Source organism: Aeromonas simiae, assembly GCF_000820125.1.
GTDB classification, from domain to species: Bacteria; Pseudomonadota; Gammaproteobacteria; order Enterobacterales; family Aeromonadaceae; genus Aeromonas; species Aeromonas simiae.
Genome location: NZ_CDBY01000007.1, coordinates 199,770 through 202,855, shown reverse-complemented (window position 1 = coordinate 202,855; position 3,086 = coordinate 199,770). Strand labels below are relative to the sequence as shown.

General features: G+C 62.7%; 4 protein-coding genes. 2 read left to right on the top strand and 2 right to left on the bottom strand.

What is annotated here, in order from left to right:
- Nucleotides 1-180: hypothetical protein (locus tag BN1134_RS19910; RefSeq protein WP_042044872.1), on the bottom strand; the 180-nt coding region annotated here is incomplete at its 3' end.
- A gap of 583 nt (nt 181-763) precedes the next feature.
- Nucleotides 764-1,138 carry a hypothetical protein gene (locus tag BN1134_RS01550; RefSeq protein WP_042044829.1) on the bottom strand — a complete coding sequence of 125 codons (375 nt, stop codon included), beginning with the start codon at nt 1,136-1,138 and terminating at the stop codon, nt 764-766.
- Nucleotides 1,139-1,363: 225 nt separating this feature from the next.
- Here BN1134_RS01550 and pepT point away from each other — a divergent pair, with 225 nt between their 5' ends.
- Both pepT and BN1134_RS18795 read left to right on the top strand, forming a co-directional pair.
- Nucleotides 1,364-2,590 carry a peptidase T gene (gene pepT, locus BN1134_RS01545; protein WP_042044828.1) on the top strand — a complete coding sequence of 409 codons (1,227 nt, stop codon included), beginning with the start codon at nt 1,364-1,366 and terminating at the stop codon, nt 2,588-2,590.
- A 79-nt stretch (nt 2,591-2,669) separates the two neighbouring features.
- On the top strand, nt 2,670-3,086 hold a 417-nt coding region (locus tag BN1134_RS18795; RefSeq protein WP_042044871.1), incomplete at its 3' end, for a GNAT family N-acetyltransferase.

The window sequence follows — 3,086 nt, the reverse complement described above, 5'->3', positions numbered from 1 at the left end:
GGTGGTCAAGCCGGCTTGACGCAGCTGCTCGATGGCATCGGAGATGACGATCTTGGCGTCAGGACGGGACTTGTCCGGAGCGACGGTGACGTGCCCCTCTTCATTGATGCCGAAGAAACCGGCTCCCCAGTAGGGGACGTTGTAGACCTTGAGAGAGTCCTTGCTGGACCAGTTAGTCATGGGCTATGCCTCGCTAATGAGCGGCGTGAGCCGCCTTCGTTACCCTCGATCACATCCAGACCATTTGCGGCAAGCCAAGGCTGCCTGGTGGATTTTGGGAAGTAACGAGTCTTGATGTGGGGCTTGTGGCTTTACATCAAGCTCAACGGTATGCGGGGGATACTTAAATCAGTATTCCGCGACGCTTTGATGGCGACAGCTGTTGCCACGCTGCCGACTCATCCGGTTGGCCGCAGAGCCATCGACGAGGGGGGTTTCCAGAGAGGGGACGAGGCACCCGTTCACGTTTGCAAACGGGTTAGCGACACCGCACTGCAGTACTGCCAGACACCATTGACCGCCCATGACAAGGGAAGAGTGTTGAGCCGCGTCGCTCATTCGGTCAGGTGATGTCATTGCGTGACTGCTGTTCTCCCTGATACCGGCTCCCAACCGGTATTAAAGAAACCAAAACCCCTGCAGTGTCTGGCGTTTCTGCATGCCTCGCCCTAAAAGGCGCTTGACCTCGGGCGCACACGGGCGCGACGCAAGATCGGCGCGGAGTTTACACACACCGAAGGGGCGGTGACAATCAAAAAAACCGTCAAAGATGCTGTTTGAGAAGCTGCGAAAGTTCGGGCAATGCCCCCTGCCAGAATTTAGGTCTCAAACAGCTCACCGGCCCCGGCTCCAGCTCGCCGAATACATCGCCAAAATGGCCCTCCAGCGCCCGCAACAACCCATCGCTGCCGAGCCGGTCGTGATAGAACCAGATGCGACCAAAACCGTCGACCTGAAGCAGCGGCTTGTCGCTGCGCGCGGGCCAGTAGAGATCGACGGTGAGCAAGCTGCCCTGGTCATTGAGCCGGTGCTCGGGGGCGCGGGCGCACCACTCCTCGACCCAGCGCAGCAACGTCAAGGCCGCCACTTCGTCAAGCTGGTTCTCCTGCCACTGCTGATAGAGAGCTACGTGTTCCATGGATGGCTCCTTGCCGCAACATAGGGTGAGTCCCGACCATACCAGCAAGCGGCGCCCAAAAAATAGGCGCGGGCGCAAAAAACACCCCCGTTGTCATGCCGGTCAATCGTTACCTGCTTGTTACCCAAGATGAGGATTGCCTTCACAAACCCTGTTCTGGAACAAGGTTTTTCCGTGATCGGCTCCGCATAATGACCGCTTCGTTGTATTGAGCAGAGCCATGCCATGAGCCGAGTCGTCGATCGTTTTCTTCACTATGTCTCCTTTCACACCCGCTCCGATGCGAGTCAGAACAGCTGCCCAAGCAGCCCAGGCCAGTTGGAATTTGCCCGGGCGCTGCATGCCGAGCTCAAGGCGCTCGGGCTGGCCGAGGTGGTGCTCGACGACAACGGTTACCTGACCGCCCTTCTGCCCGGCAATCAGCCGCAGGCGCCCGCCATCGGCCTCATCGCCCACATGGACACCGCCGACTACGAGGCGCGCGAAGTTCGCCCGCAGCTGGTCGAGAACTACCAAGGCGGCGACATCTGCCTTGGCAAAGGGGATGAGGTGCTCTCCCTGCGCCAGTTCCGCTGCCTTAAGCACTACCTGGGGCAAGATCTCATCACCACCGACGGCACCACCTTGCTCGGGGCCGATGACAAGGCGGGGATCGCTGAGATCATCACCTGTGTCGAAACCTTGCTGGCCCACCCCGAGATCCCGCGCGGCGATCTGTGGCTCGGCTTCACGCCGGATGAGGAGATCGGCCGCGGCGCCGACCATTTCCCGCTCGATCGCTTCCAGGCGCGCTGGGCCTACACGGTCGATGGCGGCCCGCTCGGCGAGCTCGAATACGAGAACTTCAACGCCGCCAGCGCCACGGTGCGCTTTATCGGCAACAACGTGCACCCGGGCAGCGCCAAGGACACCCTGCTCAACAGCCAGACCCTGGCCGCCCAGTTCCACACCTTCCTGCCGGCCGACGAGACGCCGGAGTGCACCGAGGCCTATGAGGGCTTCTTCCACCTGGTCAGCAGCCAAGGCACGGTCGAGGAGACCACCCTGCACTACCTGATCCGCGACTTCGATGAGGCGGGCTTTGCCGCCCGCAAGGCCCTGCTGGAGGAGCGGGTGACCGAGCTGCGCCGCCGCTATCACGAGGCCCGCATCGAACTGACCATCAGCGACAACTACTACAACATGAAGAGCCAGATAGCGCCGCACATGCACATCGTCGAGCTGGCCCGCCAGGCGATGATCGCCGCCGACGTGCAGCCCAAGATCACCCCGATCCGCGGCGGCACCGACGGTGCCCGCCTCTCCTTCATGGGACTGCCCTGCCCCAACCTCTTCACCGGCGGCCACAACTTCCACGGCAAGCACGAGTTCATCCCCATTCCCTCCATGGAGAAGGCGGTGCAGACGCTGGTCGAGCTGGTGCGCCTGACCGCCGCCTGGCGCCAGGATTGACACCAAAGCGTCATCCCCCTGACCCCTCCCTGTCATAGGGAGGGGCGATCCTCTCGGGACAACACCAAGGAGTTGTCCCATGTTCAGTGTCGATGCCCTGCTGAGCGAACACTTCCCCACCGCTCCCCTCCCCAACCTGCTGCGCCCGCTGCTGCGCCATCTGCTGCACGAAGATGAGTTCCAGCGCTTCGCCGCCGACTACCCGCACCTGCGCGGCATGGATTTTGTCGAGCAGGCGCTGAGCCACCTCGAGTTCGATGTCAGGGTAAGCGAGGCCCAGCTCGAGAACCTGCCCAGCCGGGGCCGGGTCATCGTCGTGGCCAACCATCCGATCGGCTCCCTTGACGGGCTGGCCCTGCTGCGCCTGCTGGGGCGGCTGCGCCCGGACGTGAAGATCGTCGCCAACCGGCTGCTGTGGGCCATTCCCCCGCTGCGCCCGCTGCTGCTGCCGGTCGACAACCTGGGTGGCAAGACCCCGCGCGAGGCGCTGCGCGCC

Bases quoted from the DNA above. Each gene is read 5' to 3' on its own strand.
- BN1134_RS01550 (WP_042044829.1), bottom strand. From the start codon at position 1,138: ATGGAACACGTAGCTCTCTATCAGCAGTGGCAGGAGAACCAGCTTGAC.
- pepT (WP_042044828.1), top strand. From the start codon at position 1,364: ATGAGCCGAGTCGTCGATCGTTTTCTTCACTATGTCTCCTTTCACACC.